Source organism: Gammaproteobacteria bacterium (assembly GCA_015709695.1).
In the GTDB taxonomy this organism is placed as follows: Bacteria; Pseudomonadota; Gammaproteobacteria; order Steroidobacterales.
The window spans coordinates 17,885-40,237 of record CP054183.1; the positions used below are offsets into that span (position 1 = coordinate 17,885).

The 22,353-nt window shown below is 67.4% G+C and carries 34 protein-coding genes; 31 read left to right on the plus strand and 3 right to left on the minus strand.

What is annotated here, in order from left to right; all coding sequences use genetic code 11:
- The first annotated feature begins 8 nt into the window (after positions 1 to 8).
- From rplD to HRU81_00225, 29 genes are all read left to right on the plus strand, one after another.
- Positions 9 to 614, plus strand: coding sequence for a 50S ribosomal protein L4 (gene rplD / locus HRU81_00085; protein QOJ30635.1), 606 nt, complete (start codon positions 9 to 11; stop codon positions 612 to 614).
- Positions 611 to 919 carry a 50S ribosomal protein L23 gene (gene rplW / locus HRU81_00090; protein QOJ30636.1) on the plus strand — a complete coding sequence of 103 codons (309 nt, stop codon included), beginning with the start codon at positions 611 to 613 and terminating at the stop codon, positions 917 to 919. The genes rplD and rplW overlap by 4 nt, the downstream gene beginning before the upstream one ends.
- 20 nt (positions 920 to 939) lie before the next feature.
- A complete protein-coding gene (gene rplB, locus HRU81_00095) occupies positions 940 to 1,767 on the plus strand; it encodes a 50S ribosomal protein L2 (protein QOJ30637.1) in 828 nt (275 codons plus the stop codon).
- 32 nt (positions 1,768 to 1,799) lie between these two features.
- The gene (gene rpsS, locus HRU81_00100; protein QOJ30638.1) at positions 1,800 to 2,093 is read left to right on the plus strand and encodes a 30S ribosomal protein S19; all 294 of its coding nucleotides are present in this window, start codon (positions 1,800 to 1,802) and stop codon (positions 2,091 to 2,093) included.
- A 5-nt stretch (positions 2,094 to 2,098) separates the two neighbouring features.
- Positions 2,099 to 2,431 (plus strand): 50S ribosomal protein L22, encoded by a 333-nt coding sequence (gene rplV, locus HRU81_00105; GenBank protein ID QOJ30639.1) that lies wholly within the window; start codon positions 2,099 to 2,101, stop codon positions 2,429 to 2,431.
- 12 nt (positions 2,432 to 2,443) lie between these two features.
- On the plus strand, positions 2,444 to 3,136 hold the full coding sequence (gene rpsC / locus HRU81_00110; protein ID QOJ30640.1) for a 30S ribosomal protein S3: 693 nt from the start codon (positions 2,444 to 2,446) through the stop codon (positions 3,134 to 3,136).
- Positions 3,137 to 3,150: 14 nt separating this feature from the next.
- Entirely contained in the window at positions 3,151 to 3,564 is a 414-nt protein-coding gene (gene rplP / locus HRU81_00115; protein ID QOJ30641.1) for a 50S ribosomal protein L16, read from the plus strand.
- On the plus strand, positions 3,564 to 3,779 hold the full coding sequence (gene rpmC / locus HRU81_00120) for a 50S ribosomal protein L29 (protein QOJ30642.1): 216 nt from the start codon (positions 3,564 to 3,566) through the stop codon (positions 3,777 to 3,779). The genes rplP and rpmC overlap by 1 nt, the downstream gene beginning before the upstream one ends.
- Positions 3,776 to 4,048: a 30S ribosomal protein S17 gene (gene rpsQ / locus HRU81_00125; protein ID QOJ30643.1), complete on the plus strand. Its 273-nt coding sequence runs from the start codon at positions 3,776 to 3,778 to the stop codon at positions 4,046 to 4,048. The genes rpmC and rpsQ overlap by 4 nt, the downstream gene beginning before the upstream one ends.
- A gap of 49 nt (positions 4,049 to 4,097) precedes the next feature.
- Positions 4,098 to 4,466 carry a 50S ribosomal protein L14 gene (rplN, locus tag HRU81_00130; protein QOJ30644.1) on the plus strand — a complete coding sequence of 123 codons (369 nt, stop codon included), beginning with the start codon at positions 4,098 to 4,100 and terminating at the stop codon, positions 4,464 to 4,466.
- 22 nt (positions 4,467 to 4,488) lie between these two features.
- Positions 4,489 to 4,803 carry a 50S ribosomal protein L24 gene (rplX, locus tag HRU81_00135; protein ID QOJ30645.1) on the plus strand — a complete coding sequence of 105 codons (315 nt, stop codon included), beginning with the start codon at positions 4,489 to 4,491 and terminating at the stop codon, positions 4,801 to 4,803.
- Positions 4,804 to 4,825: 22 nt separating this feature from the next.
- Positions 4,826 to 5,365 (plus strand): 50S ribosomal protein L5, encoded by a 540-nt coding sequence (rplE, locus tag HRU81_00140; protein QOJ30646.1) that lies wholly within the window; start codon positions 4,826 to 4,828, stop codon positions 5,363 to 5,365.
- Between the two features lie 31 nt (positions 5,366 to 5,396).
- Positions 5,397 to 5,702 (plus strand): 30S ribosomal protein S14, encoded by a 306-nt coding sequence (gene rpsN, locus HRU81_00145; GenBank protein ID QOJ30647.1) that lies wholly within the window; start codon positions 5,397 to 5,399, stop codon positions 5,700 to 5,702.
- Positions 5,703 to 5,719: 17 nt separating this feature from the next.
- The gene (rpsH, locus tag HRU81_00150) at positions 5,720 to 6,118 is read left to right on the plus strand and encodes a 30S ribosomal protein S8 (GenBank protein QOJ30648.1); all 399 of its coding nucleotides are present in this window, start codon (positions 5,720 to 5,722) and stop codon (positions 6,116 to 6,118) included.
- Positions 6,119 to 6,160: 42 nt separating this feature from the next.
- Entirely contained in the window at positions 6,161 to 6,694 is a 534-nt protein-coding gene (gene rplF, locus HRU81_00155; protein QOJ30649.1) for a 50S ribosomal protein L6, read from the plus strand.
- 32 nt (positions 6,695 to 6,726) lie between these two features.
- On the plus strand, positions 6,727 to 7,080 hold the full coding sequence (gene rplR, locus HRU81_00160) for a 50S ribosomal protein L18 (GenBank protein ID QOJ30650.1): 354 nt from the start codon (positions 6,727 to 6,729) through the stop codon (positions 7,078 to 7,080).
- A gap of 14 nt (positions 7,081 to 7,094) precedes the next feature.
- Positions 7,095 to 7,607, plus strand: a complete 513-nt coding sequence (gene rpsE, locus HRU81_00165) for a 30S ribosomal protein S5 (protein ID QOJ30651.1) — start codon at positions 7,095 to 7,097, stop codon at positions 7,605 to 7,607.
- Positions 7,608 to 7,611: 4 nt separating this feature from the next.
- On the plus strand, positions 7,612 to 7,800 hold the full coding sequence (gene rpmD / locus HRU81_00170; protein QOJ30652.1) for a 50S ribosomal protein L30: 189 nt from the start codon (positions 7,612 to 7,614) through the stop codon (positions 7,798 to 7,800).
- Positions 7,800 to 8,228, plus strand: coding sequence for a 50S ribosomal protein L15 (rplO, locus tag HRU81_00175; protein QOJ30653.1), 429 nt, complete (start codon positions 7,800 to 7,802; stop codon positions 8,226 to 8,228). Before rpmD ends, rplO begins: the two co-directional genes overlap by 1 nt.
- 68 nt (positions 8,229 to 8,296) lie before the next feature.
- The gene (gene secY, locus HRU81_00180; GenBank protein ID QOJ33210.1) at positions 8,297 to 9,625 is read left to right on the plus strand and encodes a preprotein translocase subunit SecY; all 1,329 of its coding nucleotides are present in this window, start codon (positions 8,297 to 8,299) and stop codon (positions 9,623 to 9,625) included.
- A 37-nt stretch (positions 9,626 to 9,662) separates the two neighbouring features.
- Positions 9,663 to 9,776, plus strand: coding sequence for a 50S ribosomal protein L36 (rpmJ, locus tag HRU81_00185; protein ID QOJ30654.1), 114 nt, complete (start codon positions 9,663 to 9,665; stop codon positions 9,774 to 9,776).
- Between the two features lie 36 nt (positions 9,777 to 9,812).
- On the plus strand, positions 9,813 to 10,169 hold the full coding sequence (rpsM, locus tag HRU81_00190; protein ID QOJ30655.1) for a 30S ribosomal protein S13: 357 nt from the start codon (positions 9,813 to 9,815) through the stop codon (positions 10,167 to 10,169).
- A gap of 27 nt (positions 10,170 to 10,196) precedes the next feature.
- Positions 10,197 to 10,598 carry a 30S ribosomal protein S11 gene (rpsK, locus tag HRU81_00195; protein ID QOJ30656.1) on the plus strand — a complete coding sequence of 134 codons (402 nt, stop codon included), beginning with the start codon at positions 10,197 to 10,199 and terminating at the stop codon, positions 10,596 to 10,598.
- A 13-nt stretch (positions 10,599 to 10,611) separates the two neighbouring features.
- Complete coding sequence (rpsD, locus tag HRU81_00200) at positions 10,612 to 11,235, plus strand: 30S ribosomal protein S4 (protein ID QOJ30657.1); 624 nt, start codon at positions 10,612 to 10,614, stop codon at positions 11,233 to 11,235.
- A 17-nt stretch (positions 11,236 to 11,252) separates the two neighbouring features.
- Entirely contained in the window at positions 11,253 to 12,254 is a 1,002-nt protein-coding gene (gene rpoA, locus HRU81_00205) for a DNA-directed RNA polymerase subunit alpha (protein ID QOJ30658.1), read from the plus strand.
- A 32-nt stretch (positions 12,255 to 12,286) separates the two neighbouring features.
- The gene (rplQ, locus tag HRU81_00210) at positions 12,287 to 12,673 is read left to right on the plus strand and encodes a 50S ribosomal protein L17 (GenBank protein QOJ30659.1); all 387 of its coding nucleotides are present in this window, start codon (positions 12,287 to 12,289) and stop codon (positions 12,671 to 12,673) included.
- Between the two features lie 32 nt (positions 12,674 to 12,705).
- Entirely contained in the window at positions 12,706 to 13,416 is a 711-nt protein-coding gene (locus HRU81_00215) for a class I SAM-dependent methyltransferase (protein QOJ30660.1), read from the plus strand.
- A gap of 18 nt (positions 13,417 to 13,434) precedes the next feature.
- Entirely contained in the window at positions 13,435 to 14,055 is a 621-nt protein-coding gene (locus tag HRU81_00220) for a hypothetical protein (GenBank protein ID QOJ30661.1), read from the plus strand.
- A complete protein-coding gene (locus HRU81_00225) occupies positions 14,052 to 15,056 on the plus strand; it encodes a hypothetical protein (GenBank protein QOJ30662.1) in 1,005 nt (334 codons plus the stop codon). The genes HRU81_00220 and HRU81_00225 overlap by 4 nt, the downstream gene beginning before the upstream one ends.
- Positions 15,057 to 15,083: 27 nt before the next feature.
- Here HRU81_00225 and HRU81_00230 read toward each other — a convergent pair whose 3' ends face one another.
- The 3 genes from HRU81_00230 to pepQ all read right to left on the minus strand — a co-directional run bounded on the left by HRU81_00230 (position 15,084) and on the right by pepQ (position 20,800).
- Entirely contained in the window at positions 15,084 to 18,197 is a 3,114-nt protein-coding gene (locus HRU81_00230) for an efflux RND transporter permease subunit (protein ID QOJ30663.1), read from the minus strand.
- An 11-nt stretch (positions 18,198 to 18,208) separates the two neighbouring features.
- Positions 18,209 to 19,360 (minus strand): efflux RND transporter periplasmic adaptor subunit, encoded by a 1,152-nt coding sequence (locus HRU81_00235; GenBank protein QOJ30664.1) that lies wholly within the window; start codon positions 19,358 to 19,360, stop codon positions 18,209 to 18,211.
- A gap of 87 nt (positions 19,361 to 19,447) precedes the next feature.
- Complete coding sequence (gene pepQ, locus HRU81_00240; GenBank protein ID QOJ30665.1) at positions 19,448 to 20,800, minus strand: Xaa-Pro dipeptidase; 1,353 nt, start codon at positions 20,798 to 20,800, stop codon at positions 19,448 to 19,450.
- A gap of 59 nt (positions 20,801 to 20,859) precedes the next feature.
- On the opposite strand from pepQ, the gene trpS reads away from it, so the two are divergent.
- Positions 20,860 to 21,882: a tryptophan--tRNA ligase gene (gene trpS, locus HRU81_00245; protein QOJ30666.1), complete on the plus strand. Its 1,023-nt coding sequence runs from the start codon at positions 20,860 to 20,862 to the stop codon at positions 21,880 to 21,882.
- A 94-nt stretch (positions 21,883 to 21,976) separates the two neighbouring features.
- Positions 21,977 to 22,300 carry a hypothetical protein gene (locus HRU81_00250; protein QOJ30667.1) on the plus strand — a complete coding sequence of 108 codons (324 nt, stop codon included), beginning with the start codon at positions 21,977 to 21,979 and terminating at the stop codon, positions 22,298 to 22,300.
- Positions 22,301 to 22,353: the final 53 nt, after the last annotated feature.

A 22,353-nucleotide genomic window follows, 5' to 3' on the forward strand; every position in this document is an offset into this window, starting at 1 on the left:
GTGAGACGATGAAGCTTGCAATTCAAGGCGGTACCGCCGGGATCGAGGTCTCCGACCAGAACTTCGGCGCGCCCTTCAACGAAGCCCTGGTGCACCAGGTGCTGACGGCGTACCGCGCGGCCGCCAGGGCCGGTACCAAGGCGCAGAAGACCCGCGCGGAAGTGCGTGGCGGCGGCGCCAAGCCCTGGCGCCAGAAGGGCACGGGCCAGGCCCGTGCCGGCACCACCCGTGGGCCCATCTGGGTGGGTGGCGGGCGTGCCTTTGCTGCCCGGCCCCGTGATTTCGCGCAGAAGGTCAACCGCAAGATGTACCGTGCCGCCCTGCGCAGCGTGCTGTCCGAGCTGGTACGCGACGATCGCCTGATGGTGATCGACGGCCTCAGCCTCGACCAGCCGAAGACGCGCGAGCTGGCAGCCCGACTGAAGGGCCTCGGCCTGGTGCAGGTGCTCATCCTCGTGGACAAGCACGACGAGAAGCTGTGCCTGGCGGCCCGCAACATCCCCGGTGTGGATGTCCTCGCTGCCAGCGAGGTGGATCCCCTGAGCCTGGTCCGTTTCGACAAGGTGCTGGCCACTGCCGCGGCCGTGCGCAGCATCGAGGAGCGCCTTTCATGAGTGCCGCCCATGCCAAGGAACGGCTGATGTCCGTGGTCATTGGCCCGCACCTGTCCGAGAAGGCCACCGTTGCCGGGGATCGTGACAAGCAGGTCGTCTTCCGCGTGCGGCGCGATGCCACGAAGGCGGAGATTCGCCGCGCCGTGGAAATGCTCTTCGAGGTCAAGGTCGAGGGCGTCCAGGTGGTCAACGTCATGGGGAAGGTGAAGCGGTTTGGCCGCACCCCGGGGCGCCGCCAGGACTGGAAGAAGGCTTACGTCAGCCTTGCCGAAGGCAGCGACATCAGTTTCATGGGCAACGAGTGACGGCCGAGTAGGGAAACGCCATGCCTCTGCAGCAATTCAAGCCCACCTCGCCCGGACGCCGCTTCGCAGTCCGCGTGACCACTCCGGAGCTCCACAAGGGCAAGCCTTTCGCGGGGCTCGTCGCGAAGCTGGATACCGGAACCGGCCGCAACAACCATGGCCGCATCACCACGCGCCACCGTGGCGGTGGTCACAAGCGACGCTATCGCATGATCGATTTCCTGCGCGACAAGGATGGCGTCCAGGGACGCGTCGAGCGCCTGGAGTACGATCCGAACCGCTCCGCCCACCTGGCGCTGCTGCTGTATGCCGACGGCGAGCGTCGCTACATCGTGGCTCCGAAAGGTCTGGCTGCTGGCGATGTGGTCATGTCGGGACGGGATGCCGCCATCAAGACCGGCAACAGCCTGCCGTTGCGCAACATCCCGGTTGGCACGCTGATCCACTGCCTGGAGCTGAAGCCGGGCAAGGGCGCCCAGCTTGCCCGGGCTGCCGGCTGTGGCGTGCAGATCGTCGCCCGCGAGGGCGCCTACGCCACCATCCGCATGCGCTCCGGCGAGATGCGCAAGGTGCATGTGGAGTGCCGCGCCACCATCGGCGAGGTTGGCCATGGCGAGCACAACCTGGAGAGCCTCGGCAAGGCCGGTGCCAGCCGCTGGCGCGGTGTCCGCCCGACCGTTCGTGGCGTGGCCATGAACCCGGTGGACCATCCGCTCGGCGGCGGCGAGGGCAAGACCTCGGGCGGCCGTCACCCGGTGTCTCCGTGGGGCCAGCCCACCAAGGGCTACAAGACCCGCAACAACAAGCGCACGAACCGGATGATCGTCCGGGATCGTCGCAAGAAGTAAACGTTCAGCAGCGCCGCTTGGAGGCCTGACAGGTGCCACGTTCCGTAAAAAAGGGTCCCTTCGTGGACGCTCACCTCGCTGCCAAGGTCCGGCAGGCGGTGCAGACCAACAGCCGTCGCCCGATCAAGACCTGGTCGCGGCGTTCGATGATCCTGCCGGAAATGATCGGTCTCACGCTCGCCGTGCACAACGGGCGCGACCACGTGCCCGTGCTGGTGACCGAGAACATGGTCGGCCACAAGCTGGGCGAATTCGCCGCGACGCGGACCTTCAAGGGCCACTCCGGCGACCGCAAGGCCAAGCCCGCCGAGGCTGCCGGAGGCTAGTCGTCATGCAGGTAACCTCAACATTGCGCAATGCACGCATCTCGCCGCAGAAGTGCCGGCTGGTGGCCGACGCCGTCCGCGGCGCCCCGGTTGGCAAGGCGCTGCAGACGCTGGAATTCATGCCGAAGAAGGGCGCCCGCATGGTGAAGAAGGTGTTGGAGGCCGCTGTCGCCAATGCCGAGCACAACCACGGCGCAGACATCGACGAATTGAAGGTTGCCTGCATCATGGTAGACGAGGCTCCCACGCTGAAGCGGTTTCACGCACGCGCCAAGGGCCGTGGCAATCGCATCACCAAGCGCAACAGCCACATCACCGTCCAGGTCGCCGACAAGTAAGGAATTCTTGTAATGGGTCACAAAGTCAACCCGATCGGAATCCGCCTGGGCATCACCCGTGACTGGGCATCGAAGTGGTATGCCGATTCGCGGATCTTCCCGGCGTACCTGGATGCCGACTTCCGCATCCGCAAGTATCTGCGCCAGCGCCTGACCGAGGCCTCGGTGAGCCTGATCCAGATCGAGCGCCCGGCCCGCAAGGCCCACATCACCATCCATACCGCACGGCCGGGCGTGGTGATCGGCAAGAAGGGCGAGGATATCGAGAGCCTGCGAGTAGGCGTGGCGCGCATGCTGCGCATGCCCACCACAGACGTGCGCCTCAACATCGCCGAGATCCGCAAGCCCGAGCTCGACGCCTTCCTCGTCGCCGAGGGCATTGCGCAGCAGCTCGAGCGCCGGGTCATGTTCCGCCGTGCCATGAAGCGCGCGGTCACCAATACCATGCGCCTGGGCGCCCTGGGCGTGAAGATCCGCGTGTCGGGCCGCCTGAATGGCTCGGAGATCGCCCGCTCGGAGTGGTACCGGGAGGGGCGTGTTCCCCTGCATACCTTCCGTGCTGACATCGACTACGGCCTTGCCGAGGCCCGTACCACCTACGGGGTCATCGGTGTCAAGGTCTGGATTTTCCGCGGTGAGGTCTTCGACAAGGCCGAGACCGTCGCCGCCGCCGAGCCTGCCGCCGAGCAGGCTGCGGCCAACTAGCGGATCAGCACGCCATGATGCAGCCCAAGCGCACCAAGTTCCGCAAGCAGTTCAAGGGACGCAACCGCGGTCTTGCCCACCGTGGCAGCAGCGTCGCCTTCGGCGACTTTGGCCTGAAGGTCACGGAGCGTGGCCTGCTGACGGCCCGCCAGATCGAGGCCGCGCGGCGCGCCATGACGCGCTTCATCAAGCGTGGTGGCAAGGTCTGGATCCGGGTGTTCCCCGACAAGCCGATCACCCAGAAGCCGCTCGAAGTCCGGCAGGGCAAGGGCAAGGGCAACGTGGAGTACTGGGCTGCCCGGGTGCAGCCCGGGAAGATCCTTTACGAGATGGACGGTGTCACCGAGGAGATCGCCCGGGAGGCATTCAAGCTGGCTGCGGCCAAGCTGCCCCTGGCGACGGTTGTCGTGACCCGGCAGGTGATCTGATGAGCGCCAGGGAAATCCGCGAGAAGGGCAGCGCAGAACTCGTCGAGCAGCTGCTCGCTCTGCGTCGCGAGCAGTTCAACCTGAGGGTGCAGCAGGCCACTGGCCAGCAGGCCAAGGCCGACCAGGTGGCGCGGGTGCGGCGCGATATCGCCCGCGTGAAGACGGTGTTGCGTGAACGTGAGCTGGCCGGCCAGGCAGCAGGGACGAAAGCATGAGCGAGCAGAAGGAAGCCGCAGGTGGCCGGGCCATGACCGGCCGTGTCGTCAGCAACAAGATGCAGAAGACGGTCGCCGTGGCGATCGAGCGCATGGTGCGCCATCCCGTGTTCGGCAAGTACGTCCGCCGCACGACCAGGCTGCTGGCGCATGACGAGGCCGGCGCCTGCCGCGAGGGGGACCTGGTGTCCATCGTCGAGTGTCGACCCATCTCGCGGCACAAGTCGTGGCGGGTGGCGGAGATCCTGCAGCGCGCCGAGTCCGAGTGACGGGCACGGTCTGGGCCAGTAGAACCAAACGGATTGCCGGGAAACGACCATGATTCAGATGCGGACAATGCTCAACGCCGCCGACAACAGCGGCGCACGGCGCCTGATGTGCATCAAGGTGCTGGGCGGGTCCAAGCGCCGTTATGCGGGCGTCGGTGACATCATCAAGGTCAGCATCAAGGACGCCATCCCCAAGGGGCGCGTCAAGAAGGGTGAGGTCTACAGCGCTGTCGTGGTGCGGACGACCAAGGGCGTGCGGCGGCCGGATGGCTCGCTGATCCGCTTCGACGACAACGCGGCGGTGCTGTTGACCAGCAAGCTGGAGCCCGTCGGCACACGCATCTTCGGGCCCGTGACCCGCGAGCTGCGCACAGAGAATTTCATGAAGATCATCTCCCTCGCGCCGGAAGTGCTGTAGGGGCGGGGCAGGCAGGACGGACATGAAGAACATCAGGAAGGGCGACGAGGTCATCGTGATTTCCGGCAAGGACAAGGGCCGCCGCGGCACCGTCCTGCGCGTGGAAGGCGACCGTGTTGCCGTCGAGAACGTCAACGTCGTGAAGAAGCACCAGAAGCCGAATCCGGCGAAGAATGTGCCCGGTGGCATCGTCGAGCGGGAGGCGCCGTTGCACCTCTCCAACGTCATGCTCTTCAACCCGGTCACCAAGAAGGGCGACCGCGTCGGTGTGAAGGCCCTGGAGAACGGCCGCCGCGTGCGGGTATTCCGGTCGAACAACGAGGTCGTGGACATCTAGTCCGCGGAGCAGAGCGCAAGTCATGGCCAGGTTGCAGCAGTATTACCAGCAGGAAGTGATCGGCAAGCTCCAGCAGCAGCTCGGGCTGACGAATGCGCAGGAAGTGCCGCGCATCACCAAGATCACCCTCAACATGGGCGTGGGCGAGGCCATCAACGACAAGAAGATCGTCGACAAGGCCATGCAGGACCTGATGATGATCTCCGGCCAGAAGCCGGTGGCCACCAAGGCCCGCAAGTCCGTCGCCACTTTCAAGATCCGCCAGGGGCAGCTGATCGGCTGCAAGGTAACCCTGCGCCAGCGCCGCATGTACGAGTTCCTGGATCGCCTGATCAACGTGGCGATTCCCCGCATCCGCGATTTCCGCGGGCTGAACCCGCGTTCGTTCGACGGCCAGGGAAACTACAGCCTCGGCATCCAGGAGCAGATCATCTTCCCGGAGATCGACTTCAGCCAGGTGGATGCGGTACGCGGGCTGGATGTGACCATCACGACCACGGCCATGAGCGACGCCCATGCGCGGGCGCTGCTCGAGGCATTCAATTTTCCCTTCCGCAAGTGACCCCCTAGTACGGCAAGGCGAGCGGCTACAAATGGCAAAGAAATCCATGGTTCTGCGTGAGGAGCATCGGCTCCGCACGGTGAAGCGCTACGCGAAGAAGCGCACCGAGCTCAAGGCCATCATCCAGAGCCCGGCGAGCAGCGACGAGGAGCGCCAGGACGCATTGGCCCGGCTGCAGGCGCTGCCGCGTGATGCCAACCCGATCCGCCTGCGCAATCGCTGCGCTGTGACCGGCCGGCCCAAGGGTTACTTCCGCAAGTTTGGCCTCGCCCGCAACAAGCTGCGGGAGCAGGCCATGGCCGGCAACATTCCCGGCCTCACCAAGGCCAGCTGGTAAGGGGACAGGAGCAAGCCATGAGCATGACCGATCCCATTGCCGACATGCTGACTCGCATCCGCAACGGCCAGACCGCCGGGTTGCCGAGCGTCACCATGCCATCGTCGCATCGCAAGGAGGCCATCGCCGCCGTGCTGCGCGATGAAGGCTACATCGCTGGCTTCCAGGTGACCGACAAGCCGGGCAACAAGCGCGAGCTGACCGTGGAGCTCAAGTATTTCGATGGCAAGCCGGTGATCGAGCACCTGCGCCGGATCAGCCGGCCGGGGCTGCGCAACTACCGCCGCAAGGACAAGCTGCCCAGCGTGATGGGCGGTCTCGGCGTGGCGATCGTTTCGACTCCTGCGGGCGTCATGAGCGATCGCGTCGCCCGCGCCAGGGGCTTCGGCGGCGAAGTCATCTGCATCGTTTCATAAGCCACCTGGTCGCAAACCAGAGCCGTCAAACGGATCAACGCCATGTCTAGAGTCGGAAAGAACCCGGTCGAACTGCCCAAGGGAGTGGAGGTCACCGCCGCCGCCAGTTCAGTCAAGGTCAAGGGACCCAAGGGCGAGCTGACCATGGCGCTGAATCCGCAGGTGCAGGTCAACGTCGCCGACGGCAAGGCGCGGGTGGGAACCGTCTCGACGGCACCCACCGCTCGCGTGGTCTCCGGTACCACTCGGGCGCTGCTCGCCAACATGGTCACCGGCGTCACCAAGGGCTTCGAGCGCAAGCTGGAGCTGGTCGGCGTCGGCTATCGCGCCCAGGCACAGGGCAGGAAGCTGAACCTGACGCTGGGCTTCTCGCATCCGGTGGCCTATCCGGTGCCCGAGGGCATCACGGTGGAAACGCCGAGCCAGACGGAAATCGTCATCAAGGGGATTGATCGGCAGAAGGTTGGCCAGGTGGCGGCCGAGATCCGCCGTTACCGCGCCCCTGAGCCTTACAAGGGCAAGGGCGTACGCTTCGCTGGAGAGAAGGTCGTGCTCAAGGAAGCGAAGAAGAAGTAGCGCACGCCCATCGGTACTGAACGGAATATGTCATGAGAAAGACTGAAGCCAGAATGCGCCGCGCCCGCAAGGTGCGCGCCCAGATCCGCAGCCTGGCGGTGGCACGCCTTTCCGTGCACCGGACGCCGCGCCACATCTATGCCCAGGTGATCGGGCCGGATGGCGGCACGGTGGTGGCAGCGGCCTCCACGGTGCAGGAGCAGGTCAGGGCCGGGCTGAAGGGTACTGGCAACATCGCGGCCGCGGCTGCGGTCGGCAAGGCCATTGCCGAGAAGGCCAAGGCGGCCGGTGTGACCCGCGTGGCCTTCGACAGGTCGGGTTTCCGCTTCCATGGCCGCGTCAAGGCGCTGGCCGATGCAGCCCGCGAGGCGGGCCTCGAGTTCTAACAGGGTGATGCAGCATGGCAAGATTTGATCAGGGGCCGTCCACTTCTCCCGATGACTTCATGGAGAAGCTGGTGGCGGTGAATCGGGTCGCCAAGGTCGTCAAGGGCGGCCGCCAGTTCGGTTTCACCGCGCTGACGGTGGTCGGCGATGGCAAGGGCCAGGTCGCATTCGGCTATGGCAAGGCGCGCGAAGTACCCAACGCCATCCAGAAGGCCATGCAGGCGGCCCGCAAGAACATGCGGCGCGTGGATCTGCACAAGGACACGCTGCATAGCGCGCTCACGGGCTCCCATGGAGCGACCCGCGTCTACATGCAGCCTGCCTTCGAGGGTACCGGCATCATCGCCGGTGGTGCCATGCGCGCGGTACTGGAATGTGCCGGCGTGCGCAACGTCCTGGCAAAGATCTACGGCTCGCGCAACCCGATCAATGTGGTGCGGGCTACCATCAATGCGCTGCAGGACTCGCGCTCGCCCGAGATGATCGCCGCCAAGCGCGGCAAGTCCCTCAGCGAAATCCGGGGTTGAAACCATGGCTGCCGCCAAGAAGCTCAAGGTCACGCTGGTGAAGAGCCCGTTCGGCCGCATCGCCGCGCACCGGGCCTGCGTCACCGGCCTGGGGCTGCGCACGATCCGCCAGTCCGTGGTGGTGGCTGATACGCCGGAGAACCGGGGCATGATCGGCAGGGTGTCGTATCTCCTGCGGGTCGAGGAGGCCTGATGCGTCTGAATGACATGAAGCCGGGCAGCCGCAAGGCGCCCAAGCGCCTGGGCCGCGGCAGTTCCGCCGGCCAGGGCAAGACCTGCGGCCGCGGTCACAAGGGCCAGCGTGCGCGGGCGGGCGGCTACCACAAGGTCGGCTTCGAGGGCGGCCAGATGCCGCTGCAGCGCAGGCTGCCGAAGATCGGCTTCATCTCGGCCAAGGCGGCCGAGACCGCCGAGGTGCGCCTGCACGAGCTGGCGATTCCGGCCGATGATGTGATCGACCTCGATGCGCTGAAGCGTGCCGGAATCGTGCACCAGCAAGCGCTGCGTGCAAAGGTCGTGCTTTCAGGGACCCTGGCGAAGCCCGTGCGCGTGCGCGGCCTCGGCCTGACGGCCGGTGCCCGCAAGGCGATCGAGGCCGCCGGCGGCTCCATCCAGGAATGAATTGAGGGCGGCCCGGTCCAAGGGCTGCACCAAGGGCAAGGCGAGGCAAAGTCGTGGCAAAAGGCGGTCTGGTCAATCCGGCTGCAGCGCTATCGGAAGCGACGCGCTTTGCCGAGCTGCGGCAGCGCCTGCTGTTTCTGGCCGGAGCGCTGGTCGTCTATCGAATCGGCACCTTCATCCCCGTGCCCGGGATCGATCCGCAGGCGATGGCCCGGTTCTTCCAGCAGCAGGCCGGCACCATCCTCTCGATGTTCAACATGTTCTCCGGCGGTGCGCTGGAGCGGATGAGCATGTTTGCGCTCGGCGTGATGCCTTACATCTCCGCGTCCATCATCCTGCAGATGGCGAGCGCGGTGGTGCCGTCGCTGAACCTGGTCAAGAAGGAAGGCGAGGCGGGGCGGCGCAAGATCATGCAGTGGACGCGCTACGGCACCGTGGTGCTGGCGCTCGTGCAGTCGGTGGGTGCTGCCGTGGCGCTGCAGAACCAGGGCCTGGCCATCAGCCCCGGCTTCAACTTCATCTTCACGGCGACCGTCACCCTGGTGACCGGCACCATGTTCCTCATGTGGCTCGGTGAGCAGATCACGGAGCGCGGCGTGGGCAATGGCATCACCATGATCATCCTGGCGAGCATCGTCGCCGGCGTGCCGTCCGCCATCGGCAGCACCCTGGAACTCGTCAACACCGGCGAGCTGTCCGTCCTGCTGGTGCTGGTGCTGATCGCGCTGGTGCTGGCGGTCACCGCGGCGGTCGTCTTCATGGAGCGCGGCCAGCGCCGCATTCCGGTGCACTACGCCAAGCGGCAGCAGGGCCGCCGCATGTACGCCGCGCAGGCGACCCATCTGCCGTTCAAGATCAACATGTCCGGCGTCATTCCGCCGATTTTCGCCTCCAGCATCATCCTCTTCCCGGCCACGATCGCCAGCTGGTTCGGTACCAGCCAGAACATGGGCTGGCTGCAGATCATCGCCGCGGAGCTGTCGCCCGGACAGCTGATGTACGACCTGCTGTACGGCATCCTGATCCTGTTCTTCTGCTTCTTCTACACGGCGCTGGTGTTCGATTCGCGCGAGACCGCCGACAACCTCAAGCGCTCCGGTGCCTTCCTGCCAGGCATCCGGCCCGGCCAGCAGACCGCCGAGTACATCGACAAGGTGCTGACGCGCCTCACCTTCTGGGGTGCGCTGTACATCGCCGCCGTCTGCCTGCTGCCCCAGTTCATGATCACCTACTGGAAGGTACCGTTCTATTTCGGTGGTACCTCGCTGCTCATCATCGTCGTGGCAACCATGGATTTCATGGCGCAATTGCAGGCCCACATGATGTCGCACCAGTACAAGGGCCTTCTGGAGAAGGCCAATCTGCGCGGTTACGGCCGCGCCGGGCAGGTCCGCTGAGGCGGCCTGTCACCATGGAGAGAAGCAGGAGTTCGACATGAAAGTTCGGCCGTCAATCAAGCGGATCTGCAGGAACTGCAAGGTGATCCGGCGCAACGGCAGGGTCCGGGTCATCTGCTCGGATCCGCGGCACAAGCAGCGCCAGGGCTGATCCCGGCAGTTATCGGAGACAACGGAGAACCCATCGATGGCGCGTATAGCGGGCATCAATATTCCGGCGAACAAGCACGTGGTCATCGCCCTGACCAGCATCTACGGCATCGGCCGCAGCCGCGCCGCCAGGCTTTGCGAGGCCACGGGCATCCCCCCGGAAGCCAAGGTCAAGGACCTCACCGAGCCGGAGGTCGAGCGTCTGCGCGTGGAAATCGGCCGATTCCCGGTGGAGGGTGACCTGCGCCGGCAGGTGTCCATGAGCATCAAGCGCCTCATGGATCTCGGCACCTACCGCGGGCTGCGCCATCGCAAGGGCCTGCCCTTGCGTGGCCAGCGCACCCGTACCAATGCCCGCACCCGCAAGGGGCCGCGGCGCGCCATCAAGAAGTAAAGCCTGCAGGCGGAGTCGCGACACAACATGAGCAACCAGCAGCCAGTCACGCCGCAGAAGGCGCGCAAGAAGACCAGGAAGCACGTCGTGGACGGCATCGCCCACGTGCATGCCTCCTTCAACAACACGATCGTCACCATCAGCGATCGCCAGGGTAATGTACTGTCCTGGGCATCCGCTGGGGGCTGCGGCTTCCGCGGCTCGCGCAAGAGCACGCCCTTCGCGGCCCAGGTGGCGGCGGAGAAGGCGGGCGTTGCGGCACTGGAGCACGGTGTGAAGTCGCTGGAAGTCAGGGTGCAGGGTCCCGGCCCCGGCCGCGAGTCGGCCGTGCGTTCGCTCAACTCCGTCGGCTTCAAGATCACGAACATCGAGGACGTCACCCCGATCCCGCACAACGGCTGCCGCCCGCCCAAGAAGCGGCGCGTCTAGAAGGTAGTTACGCATGGCCAGATATCTTGGACCCACCTGCAAGCTTTCCCGCCGGGAGGGCACCGACCTCTTCCTGAAGAGCGGCATCAAGCCGCTCGAGCAGAAGTGCAAGCTCGAATCGCCCCCGGGCGCCGCCCAGGGTGCCCGCAAGGGCAGGCTGTCGGATTACGGCCTGCAGCTGCGCGAGAAGCAGAAGCTGCGGCGCATGTACGGCATCCTCGAGCGGCAGTTCCGCACCTACTACCGGAAGGCCACGCAGATGAAGGGATCCACGGGCCAGAACCTGTTGAAGATCCTCGAGGGCCGCCTCGACAACTGCGTGTATCGCATGGGATTTGCCGCGACGCGCGCCGAGGCACGCCAGCTGGTCAGCCACTGTGCGGTGCTGGTCAACAACAAGGTGGTCAACATCCCCTCCTACCAGGTCGCTGCCGGCGACACCGTGGAGATCAGGGAGAAGGCCAAGAAGCAGACCCGCATCCAGAGCGCCCTGTCCATCGCCAGCCAGGTCGGCTTCCCGGAATGGGTCAGCGTCGATGAGAAGAAGATGGTCGGCATCCTCAAGCAGGTGCCTGCCCGAGAAGACATCCTGCCCGACATCAACGAGAACCTCGTCGTCGAGCTCTATTCCAAGTAAGCGGGAGGCATCTGTTCATGCCGGACAAGATCAGTGAGTTCCTGAAGCCGCGCAGCGTCGGGGTCAAGCCCGAGAGCGCCACCCGTGCGCGCATCGTCATCGAGCCGTTCGAGCGCGGCTTCGGGCATACCCTGGGCAACGCGCTGCGCCGTATCCTGCTCTCCAGCATGCCTGGGGCGGCGGTCACCGAGGTGGAAATCGACGGCGTGCTCCACGAGTACACGGCCATCGAGGGCGTGCAGGAAGACGTGGTCGAGATCCTGCTCAACCTCAAGCTGCTGGCGATCCGCATGCACAGCCGCGACCGTGCCGAGCTGACCCTCGCCAAGAAGGGACCGGGCCCGGTCCGTGCCGGCGACATCGCGGTGGACCACGATGTCGAGATCGTCAATCCCGAGCTGGTCATCGCCAACCTGACCAGTGCCGGCGAGCTGCGGATGATGCTCACCATCGAGCGCGGCCGCGGCTATCGTCCCGCGACCCAGCGGCTCAATTTCGAAGGGCAGGCCTCCGGTCCCATCGGCCGCCTGCAGCTCGACGCCTCCTTCAGTCCGATCCGTCGTGTCAGCTACAACGTCGAGGCAGCGCGGGTCGAGCAGCGCACCGACCTGGACAAGCTGATCCTGGATGTCGAGACCAACGGCACCATCGATGCCGAAGAGGCCGTGCGCCGCGCCGGCAACATCCTCACCGACCAGCTGGAGGTCTTCGTCGAACTGCGGGGCAAGGACGAGGCGAGCACCGCCGCGACCGAGACCCAGATCGACCCGATCCTCCTGCGCCCGGTGGACGAGCTGGAGCTGACGGTGCGCTCGGCCAACTGCCTCAAGGCCGAGAACATCAACTACATCGGCGACCTCGTGCAGCGCACCGAAGTCGAGCTGCTGCGCACGCCGAACCTCGGCAAGAAGTCACTCACGGAAATCAAGGAAGTGCTGGAGAGCCACGGCCTTTCGCTGGGCATGCGCGTCGAGGGCTGGCCGCCCGCGGGCCTGGTCCACGACGAAAAGGCTGCCTGAGCAGCGCACTTCGCAGGCAGGAAAGAGCAAGCATGCGACACAAGAAGGCTGGCCGCATCCTCGGCCGCAAGAGCAGCCACCGCACGGCGATGTACCGCAACATGGCGGCATCGCTGATCCGCCACGAGACGGTGCGCACCACCGTGCCGAAGGCGAAGGAGCTGCGCCGGGTGGTCGAGCCGCTGATCACGCTGGCCAAGGAAGATGCCGTGTCCCGCCGCCGGCTGGCCTTCGACCGGCTGCGTGATCGCGACGGCGTCACCAAGCTCTTCAATGAGCTGGGCCCCCGGTTCAAGAACCGGCCGGGTGGCTACCTGCGCATCCTCAAGATGGGCTATCGCGCCGGCGACTCCGCGCCGATGGCGCTCGTCATGCTGATGGACCAGCCGGCGAAGCCGAAGGCTGAAGCGGCCAAATAGCGGCTTCCGCGGTTCCGGCATACTCATCGACGATGGGTATTGGCCCGCAGCAACAGGAAGATCTCGGCGGCTGGATCGCCCGGCTCTACGCGCACCCCGAGCTGCTGCGCATGGGTCACAACCAGCACGAGGAAGACCTCAACCTCGGGCTCGGCTGGATCTACTACGGCCTGGCGCGGCTGCTGCAGCCGGCGCGGGCGGTGGTCATCGGCTCGTGGCGGGGCTTCGTGCCGCTGGTCATCGCGCGGGCCTGCCAGGAGAACCGGCGCCCGGGCCGGGTCATCTTCATCGATCCCTCGCTGGTGGACGATTTCTGGCGCGACGGCACCCGCAGCGCAGAGTGGTTCCAGGGCTTCGGGCTGGCGAACATCGAGCACCATCTCGCGACCACGCAGGCCTTCGTGCGGACACCCGCCTACGCCGCGCTCCATGGGGTGGGACTGCTGTTCATCGACGGTTACCACACGGCCGAGCAGGCACGCTTCGACTACGAGGCCTTCGCGGCGCGCCTGGCTCCGCGGGCCATCGTCATGTTCCATGACAGCATGCTGAGCCGGCGGTCCACCCTGTACGGCGAGCAGGCGACATACGAAGTCAGCGTGTCGCGCTACATCGACGAGCTGAAGCGCGACCCCTCGCTGCAGCTCCTCGACCTGCCATTCGGCACCGGCCTGACGCTGATGCGCCGCTGCGGAGGCAGTGACGACGAGCCGCTGATCGAGGGTCGGCAGGAGCGGCCCTGACAGGGCCGGCTGCGCTGCATGACCGCCAACGGGCGCAGCGCCGGCGATGAGCCGCAACCATCCGGGCTGGTGGGCAGCGACTGCCTGTATCGCGTCAGCTGGGCGAAGACCCCTGCGGCACGGCCGCTCACGCAGGAGCAGCTTGCCACGGCTGGCCTGGCGCTCGCGCTCCACGGCCCGGGTGGCATGGACCTCAAGAAGAGCCACCACGACGAGCTGGCCGATGATCCCTGGTACCTGTGGTCCGGCACCTGCCGCGGCGCCTGGGCGGTGAGCTTCCGGCCTGCCACGGATCTGCCCGACCTTGGCGGTGGGGCAGCCGTGTGCTGGCGCGCCCGGCAGTCCGGCAGCCACCGCCTGCGCCTTGTGCTGGAGCACGAGACGCAGGGCTGGCTGGTGTCGAGGCAGGCCCACGGCGCGACGGACGGCTGGCGGGAATTCGCGCTCGATCTGCACAGCGTCGCCTGGCACCACCTCGATATCGGCGCCGTCATCATCGGAGAACCCGTGGCTGCCGTCAGCCTCGACCGCGTGAGGGCCTTCGGTGTTGCCGATCTCGCCGCCGGTGACGGCAGCGACGCCTGCTCGCGCCTCGAATGGCTCGAACTGCGCGCAGCGACGTCGCGGGATGGCGCATGAGGGCCCGCGACTCCGACTTCTGGGCAATCACCGCGTACTACAACCCGGTGCGCTGGTCATCGCGCCTCGATAACTACCGGGCATTCCGCCGCGAGCTGGCTGCGCCGCTGCTGACCGTGGAGTGGGATCCCGCCGGCCGTTTCTCGCTCGGCGCCACGGACGCGGATGTCCTGGTGCAGATCCCGGGAGGCGATCACATGTGGCAGAAGGAGCGCCTGCTCGGCATTGCGCTGGCGGCGTTGCCGGCCCATGTACGCCACGTGGCCTGGCTGGATTGCGACGTGGTGTTTGCCGATCCCGGCTGGCAGGAGCGTACCCGCAGCCAGCTCGAGACCAGCGATATCGTGCAGCCGTTCCGGCAGGTCGCGTACCTCGACCAGGCTGCGACCTGCCGGGTCACGGCTGGTGGCCGGCCGGAGGAGCAGTTGTCGCCGTCCACGCTCGACAGGCGCCCTTCGTTCCTCGACGTCCACTCTGCGCTCGGCGAGCGCACGGCGGAGCTCGACCTCGGGCGGCGCTTCGAACCCGCGCCGGGATCCGGTCGCTACCAGATCATGGCCCGCCCGGCCTACGGCCATGCCTGGGCCGCACGCCGCGAACTCATGGCCCGCATCGGCTGGTACGACCGCTGCGTTCTCGGCGGCGGCGACCTGTTCTTCGCCTACGGCATCGCCGGGCAGGCCGAGGCGCTCATCGGCAACCACCAGTCGGTGGGTTGGGACTTCTATGGCGGGGCGGGCTACCGCGAGTGGGCCGCGGCGATCCCGTGGCATGGCTGGCCCAGGGTCGCGTGCGGTGACGGGACCCTCCTGCACCTGTTCCATGGCGAGCTGGCGGACCGTCAGTACCGCTCGCGTATCGATGGCCTGCTGCCCTACGGCCTCGATCTGCAGAAGGACGTCGTGGCCAGGCCCGGCGAGCCATGGTCCTGGGTGCGTGATCGTGCCGAACTCGACGCCTACGTGCTGGCCTACCTCCGGAACCGGCAGGAGGATGGTTGAGGGCGGTTGAGCCGCTCTCGTGGCGGCCTACGCCGTGTTGCCGGCCGCCTTCTTCAGTTCCTCGACCTGCCGTGCGATGTGCTCCGGCGACTGCGTCTGGCGGGCCAGCAGCGCATAGACCGCCGGAATCAGGAACAGCGTGAGGAACACCGAGACCAGCACGCCGAAGAACACCTCGGCACCCAGTGTCTGGCGGGCTTCGGCGCCGGCGCCACGGGCCAGGAGCAGTGGCATGGCGCCGAAGGCGGTGCAGAGGCTGGTCATGACGACCGGCCGCAGGCGGATGGCAGCCGAGGAGATGATCGCCTCGGTGAACTCCACGCCACGATCACGCAGCTGGTTGGCAAACTCCACGATGAGGATGCCATTCTTCGCGGCCAGGCCGATGAGCATCACCGCGCCGATCTGGCTGTAGACATTGATGGATGAGCCCGTCAGCCACAGGCCGAACAGGCCGCCGGCAATGGCCATGGGCACGGTGAGCATGATGATCAGCGGGTGGCGGAAGCTCTCGAACTGCGCCGAGAGCACCAGGAAGCAGATCACCAGCGCCAGCAGGAAAGTGAAGTAGATGGCGTTGCCCGTGCTCTTGAATTCGCGCGATTCGCCATCGTAGTCCACCCTGGCCTCGGGCGGCAGCTCCTCGGCGATGATGCTGTCCATGTACTTCAGGGCGTCGCCGAGCGAATAGCCGGGCGCCAGCCCGCCAATCAGCGTGATGGCCCGCAGCCGGTTGAAGCGCTTGAACTCGCGCGGGCCGGCGGTCTCCTCCAGCGTCACCAGGCTTGCCAGCGGGATGAGCTGGCCAGAGGCTGCCGAACGGGCGTAGATGTCGCCCAGGTCCGATGGGCTCGCCCGGTCCTCGGGCCGCGCCTGCAGGACCACGTTGTACTCCTCGCCCCGGTCGACGAAGGTGGTGACGATGCGCGAACCCAGCATGGTCTCCAGCGTGCGGCCGACGGCGGTGACGGAGACTCCGAGATCGGAGGCCCGCTCGCGGTCCACGGAGACGCGGATCTTCGGCTTCTGCTCGAAGAAATCCGAGCGCAGCCCGACGATGCGCGGATTCTCGCGCCGCACCCGGTCCATGACCTTGTCGCGCCACTGCACCAGTTCCTCGTAGCTGGTGCCGCCCAGCACCACCTGCAGCGGCTGGCCGCCACCGCGCACGCCGAGGCTCGGTGGCAGGAATACCTGCACAGTGACCCCGGGGATGCGATCGAACTTGCGGCGCAGTTCCTGCGCGATCTGCGGCGACGACACCGAGCGCTTGCTCCAGTCGTTGAGCGGCATGTAGATGAAACCCGAGCTGACGTCACCACCGGCGCCCCACATGCCGGTGCGGGACACGACCCGCTTGGCGATGCCCGCCTCGACGTAGGGTGCCAGCGTGCGCTCCACCAGGCGCAGCTGGCGGTCCATGTAGTTCGGTGTGGCTCCTTCCGGGCCGCGCAGCATCATCACCACCATGCCGCGGTCCTCGGTGGGGGCGTACTCGGAGGGCAGCCGCAGGAACAGCAGCGCGCCGACGACGGCGGTGCCGACGAGCGCGGCGATGGCGATCCAGGGCCGACGCACCACAGGTTCCAGTGCCCGGCGGTAGCGGGCCGAGACCTGCTTGAAGAAGCGGTCGATGCCATCCGCCAGGCGCCGGCGCCGGATGCCGGCGGCGAACATCTTCGACGCCATCATCGGCACCAGGGTGAGGGAGACCAGCCCGGAAAAGGCGATCGCCGCGGCCAGCGTGATGCCGAACTCGGTGAACAGCCGGCCGACGTTGCCGGGCATGAAGGAGATGGGCACGAACACGGCCACCAGCACCGCGGTGGTCGCCACCACCGCGAAGCCGATCTCGCGGCTGCCGTCGATGGCTGCCAGCAGTGGCGGTTGCCCGAGTTCCATGCGCCGGACGATGTTCTCCAGCACCACGATGGCGTCGTCCACCACCAGGCCGATGGCCAGCACCGTACCCAGCAGGGTCAGCGTATTCACCGAGTAACCCATGATGGCCATGACGATGAACGAGGCGATGATCGCCACCGGGATGGTCACGGCCGGGATGAGCGTGGCGCGCAGCGAGCCGAGGAAGGCGAAGATCACCACCAGCACCATGCCGAGGGCGACGGCCAGTGTCTCCAGCACTTCCTTGAGCTGCTCGCGGATGAAGATGGAGAAGTCGACGTTGACGTCGACATGGATGTCGTCGGGCAGCGTGGCCTTGAGGCGCTCGACCTCGTCGATCACCCCCTGATTCACCGCCAGCACGTTGGCCTTGGACTGGGGCACGATGCCGAGGCTGATGCCGGGGACGCCGTCGGAACGGGACACGTAGCGGTCGTCCTCCGCGTCGAGGCGTACCTCGGCCACCTCGCCGAGGCGCACCACGCGGTTGTCCTGGCTGCGGCCGATCACCAGCGAGGCAAAATCGGCGGCAGTTTTCATGCCGGTGTCGGTGCGCAGGGTGAACTCCCGCTGCTGGGATTCGATGCGTCCCGAGGGGATCTCCACGTTCTCGTTGCGCAGCGCCGCCTCGACGTCCTGCACGGTGAGGCGGCGTGCGGCGAGGGCCTCGCGGTCCAGCCAGATGCGCATGGCGTACTGCCGGGTGCCAGTCATGCGCACCATGGCCACGCCGTCGACCACCGACAGCTTGTCCTCCAGGTAGCGGCGCACGAAGTCGGTGATCTCCATGATCGAGCGGCTGCTGCTCGAGACGTTGACGTACATGGTGGAGTCCATGTTGGAGTCCTGCTTCGTGATCTGCGGCGGGTCGGCCTCGTCGGGCAGTTTGCTGACGGCCCGGGAGACCCGCTCGCGCACATCGTTGGCAGCTCCGTCCGGATCACGGTCCAGGGCGAACTCGAGCGTGATGGTGGCGCGCTCGTCCTGGCTGCTGGAGGTGAGCTTCTGCACGCCGGCGATGCCGGCGACCTCATCCTCGAGGATCTGGGTGATCTGGCGCTCGACGACCTCGGCCGAGGCGCCGCGGTAGAAGGTATCCACCGAGACCACGGTCGGGTTGACGTCGGGGTACTCGCGCACCGGCAGGCGTTCCAGCGCCAGCAGTCCGAGGATGATGAGCAGCAGGCTGATGACTGCGGCGAAGACCGGGCGCTGGACCGAGGTGTCGGAAAGCCACATGGTGCCTGGCCTCAGCCGCCCTGGAGGACTTCGACCGGCAGGCCGTCACGCAGCCGCTGGATGCCCTCGGTGACGATCACGTCGCCGCTGGCCAGTCCCTCGCGGATCTCCACGAGGCCGGGTGAACGCGCGCCGATCTCCACCTGCCGTTCGAGGGCGCGGCCCTCCTGCACCAGATACACGTACTGCTTGCCCTGGCGCGGGCTCAGCGCTTCCTCCGGCACCATCAGCACGTCCTTGCGCGAGCGTTCCAGCGCGACGGTGAGGAACATGCCGGGCTTCAGGCGCCGGTCGCCATTGGGAATGTCGGCAACCACGGTAACGGCCCGGGTGGCGGGATCCACCCGCGAGTCGATGCTGCTGACACGGCCGGTGAAGTCGCGCTCGGGATAGACGCTGCTGCGGGCACGGATGGCCATGCCGGTGCTGATTTCCCCGAGGAAGATCTCCGGCACCGAGAACTCGAGGCGGATCTCGCGGGTGTCGTCCAGCGTGGTGATGACGGTATCGGGGCCCACCAGGTCGCCGATGCTGACGCGGCGCAGGCCCACGGTGCCGGCGAAGGGGGCGCGGATGGAGGTGTCGGCCATCCGGGCGCGGGCGGACTGCGCCTGCGCCTGGTCCATCTTCATCTTGGCTTCCAGCTCCTCGATCTGCGAGGTGGACAGCACGCCGGTCTTCGCCAGCGGCAGGCTGCGCTCGTACTGGCTGCGGCTCTGCCGGAGCGAGGCCTCCGCCAGCGCCAGCGCGGCGCCGATCTCGCGGTTGTCGAGCTGGACCAGCAGGGTGCCGGCAGCCACATCCTGCCCTTCGCGGAAGTGGATCGCGCTCACCGTGCTGGAGATCCGCGAGGTGACCTCGATGGACTCCGCCGCCTTCGCGGTGCCCAGCGCCGTGGTGCGGTCCAAGAAGTCGCGCGGCGCCACCCGGGTTGCCAGCACCGCGACAGCCGCCGGGCGGCCCGGCGCGCCGGCACCCGGCGGGCCACCACGCGGCGCACCGCCCGGTTGTCCTGCCTGCCCGGGTTGCGCGGGCGCACCAGCCCGGCCTGTCGGAGCGGATCCCGTATCGGGCTTGCCACCGCAGGCGGCGAGGGCCAGGAAGGCGGCAGTGAGGAATGCGAGGCGGGTCCCGGATGCGGTGATGGCAGGAGCTGGGGACAAGAGCGGGCCTTCTGGGGGGTTGCGGATCAGCCCGGCAGCGTAACCCAGAGACCGGGCCGCAGTCATGCGGCAGGGTGCCACGCCGGCTCAGTCGCCCAGCAGCGGCCGCGTCAGGTTTTCCGGCTCCCCGGCCGTCACCAGCACATCGTCCTCGATGCGGATGCCGCCGTATTTCATGAGCCCGGCAATGCGATCCCAGTCCACGCGGCTGCCGGCCGGGCTGGCGCGCAGGCGCTCGAGCAGCGGCCCGATGAAGTAGATGCCCGGCTCGATGGTGACCACCTGGCCAGGTTCCAGGCGGCGGAGGAAGCGCAGGCGCGGGAAGTCGGGCGGCGCCTGCAGGGCGTTGCCCGCCTCGTCGGCCATGTGGCCACCGACGTCGTGCACCTGCAGGCCGAGCAGGTGCCCCAGGCCGTGGGGGAAGAAGGCGAAGGTCACCTGCTCGCGGATCATGTCCTCCTGCGCCATCCGCACCAGGCCCCAGCTTTGCAGCAGGTCGGCCACGCCCTGGTGCGCGCAGCGATGCAGGTCGGCGAAGGCCAGGCCGGGGCGCACGGCGGCGCAGAGCTGCTGCTGGAGATCATCCAGGCCGGCGATCATCGCGGCGAACTCGTCGTCGCGGAAGGCATGGCTGCGGGTGATGTCGCAGGCGTAGCCGTTGAAGGCGCAGCCTGCGTCGATCAGCAGGCTGTGGACATCGCGCGCCGCCAGCGGTTGCCGGTCGCGATGCTGGTAGTGCAGGGTGGCGCCATGTCCGTTCAGCGCGACGATGGCGCCATAGGGCAGCTCGGGTTCCGTCTGCCGGCAGCCGGCGAGGAAGGCGGCGAGGATGTCGTACTCGCTCGCGCCGGCGCGGAAGGCGCGCAGCGCGGCCTGGTGGCCGGGCGCGGCGATGGCCGCCGCTCCGCGCATGCAGGCCAGCTCCCACGACGACTTCGTCGCGCGGTGGTAGTGGAGATGATTGACGACCACCGGCGGGTTGCGCGCCGCCGCCTCGACCACGGGCCCGAGTCCGTCCCATTGCGCCTCCGGGCCCAGCAGGGCGAGCCGCTGGCCGGCGCCCGGCAGCAGGGCCGCCAGGTCCCCGGGGTCGCGGATCACGCGCAACTCGAACTCCCGCGCGAACTCCTCGGCCGGCAGCGCCGGCGGCTGGTGCCAGTAGTCCTCGGGCTGCAGCACCACCAGCACCGGGCGGCGGCCGGGCTCGAACAGCACCGCGGAACCGGGATGCGCCCCGAGGGGCACCCATTGCAGGAAATGCGCGCTGGCCACGAAGGGGTGGGCCTGGTCGTCCTGGAAACGGTATTCCAGCTGGCCGCTGCCCACGGCGATGGCATCGAAGCCGCCACGCGCCGCCGCCGCCTCGTAGCGGGCACACAGGCCGGCGACGTGGGCGGCATAGGCCGGTGAGCTGGGCTGAGTGCTTAAATCACGGCTCATGGTCGGGCATGATACCGCGCAGGATGCGGCCGGATGCCTGACCCGGCCGCGCGTGAACCATGCAGAAAGAGATCGTCCTCACCGGCATCACCACCACCGGCACGCCGCACCTGGGCAACTACGTCGGCGCCATCCGGCCCGCCGTGGCGGCCAGCAGGCGTGACGACGTGCAGTCCGTCTATTTCCTCGCCGACCTCCACGCGCTGGTGAAGGCCCAGCAGCCCGATGCCGTGCACCGCTCGAGCCTGGAGGTGGCCGCGACCTGGCTGGCGCTGGGTCTCGATGCAGACAGGGCGCTGTTCTACCGGCAATCCGACGTGCCGGAGATCGCCGAGCTCAACTGGATCCTGATGTCGGTCACCGCCAAGGGTCTCATGAACCGCGCCCACGCCTACAAGGCCGCGGTGCAGGCCAACGAGGAGGCCGGTTCGCCGGATCCGGATCGCGGCATCACCATGGCGCTGTTCTGTTATCCGGTGCTGATGGCGGCGGACATCCTGCTGTTCCGTGCCAGCCGGGTGCCGGTCGGCCAGGACCAGAAACAGCACGTGGAGATGGCACGGGACATCGCCCAGCGCTTCAATCACCACTACGGCGAGCACTTCGTGCTGCCCGAGGCCGACATCGGTGCGGGCACGGCCATCCTGCAGGGCCTCGACGGACGCAAGATGAGCAAGAGCTACGACAACACCATCCCGCTGTTCGCCCCGCAGAAGCAATTGCGCAAGCTCGTCATGCGCATCAGGACGAATTCGCTGGAGCCGGGCCAGCCCAAGGACACGGAAGGCTCGACGCTGTTCGACATCTACCGGGCCTTCGCCACGCCGGCGGAGACGGAGGCGATGAAGCGCCGCTTTGCCGAGGGCACCGGCTGGGGCCAGCTCAAGGAGGAGCTTTTCGCCTACCTGGACGCCCACCTCGCCGGCCCGCGGGCCGAGTACGAGCGGCTGGTCGCGGCGCCGGGCGATGTCGAGGCCATCCTGCGTGCCGGTGCCGGCCGAGCCCGGGCCATGGCGGCGCCCCTGCTGTCCGCGGTGCGCCGGGCGGTGGGAATCCGGCCTCTCGGCGTACCGGTGCCGTAGGGGTTTTTCGCGCACGCCGCAGCGCTGCATGCATTTCCTTGCGGGCGGCCAGACGCTATATTAAGCGGGTTTACTTACCCAACAGGGGGCTGATATGCGGATGCTGAAATTGCTGGCGGCGCTGGGTGCCGCCGTGTTCCTGCTGGCGGGCTGCGGTGGCGGCAAGCCGGCGGGTGAAACCCAGATGGACAAGGCTGCCGAGTCCATGCAGAACGCTGCGGACAAGGCGGGCGAGGCGGCGCAGGCCGCTGGTGATGCCGCGCAGGCCGCGGGCGAGGCTGCCGGCGCTGCCGCTGATGCGGCCGGCCAGGCTGCCGGCGCTGCCGCTGATGCCGCGGGCGAGGCTGCCGGCGCTGCCGCCGATGCGGCCGGCCAGGCTGCAGACAGCGCTGCCGAGGCTGCCAAGCCCCAGCAGTAAGCGAAGAGGGACAATCCGGGACAGGTTGGCGCGCGCCGTTGCGCTCCTCTGCC